Here is a 756-nt window from a genome sequence, read left to right on the forward strand (position 1 = left end):
GGCGTTGCCCGGCCAGTTCCTGCTTAAAGACCTCGTCCTGCTGGCTGCATCGTTGACGCTCTTGCTGGGGTCGCTCCGGACTTCGCACGGCGACGCACGGCGGTGAGTTGATGGAAAGTTAAATATCCGGATAAGCTGAGGAGATGAAGAATGGAAAGCAAAACCGCACGAAGCGCTGAGATAGGCGACAGAATTTCTGACAAATCCTCGCATCCGGATGAGCGTACTCTCCGCGACTGGTTGGGCCCGGAGGCGTTCGAACATTGGGGCGAGCTGCGAAGCTGGATCGACGAGTTTTACCCCAATGTTTTCACGCCGGATTGGATATATGGCGGCAAGAAGCGTGGTTGGGCACTGCGCTACAAGGAGAACAGGGCGTTTTGCAGTTTGTTTCCGGCATACAGGCTGTTGTCCGTATTGGTCGTCTTAGGGCGGGCCGAACGAGAGAAGTTTGAAGAAAGGCGTTACTTCTGGAGTCCGCCGCTGGTCAAACAGTACGACGAATCCCGGACTTATCATGACGGGAAATGGATGACTATCCCAATCCTGTCGGTGGATGACCGAGTTGAGGTGACAGATCTCATGAGGATGAAACGCCCCACGCTTACACCTTTTCGCGGGTTGTAGCTCGGTATCACATGGGCGGTGGCTGCATTGTTGCGCACCGCCTGTTTGCGCTTTCGCTCCGCACCTCATATAAATTTCGGCGGGCCATCCGTGGCTGACCGGCACGCAAAGGTCACGCGGATACCTGCG

At 56.0% G+C, this 756-nt stretch carries 1 protein-coding gene; it reads left to right on the top strand.

The window, feature by feature from the left end:
* Positions 1 to 150: 150 nt before the first annotated feature.
* Entirely contained in the window at positions 151 to 627 is a 477-nt protein-coding gene (locus AB4Y42_RS44095; RefSeq protein ID WP_368602212.1) for a DUF3788 domain-containing protein, read from the top strand.
* Positions 628 to 756 lie beyond the last annotated feature (129 nt).

The sequence above is a fragment of the Paraburkholderia sp. EG286B genome, from assembly GCF_040965655.1.
Lineage (GTDB): Bacteria > Pseudomonadota > Gammaproteobacteria > Burkholderiales > Burkholderiaceae > Paraburkholderia.

Coding starts and splice junctions, on each gene's coding strand:
- AB4Y42_RS44095 (WP_368602212.1), top strand. CDS start 151: ATGGAAAGCAAAACCGCACGAAGCGCTGAGATAGGCGACAGAATTTCT.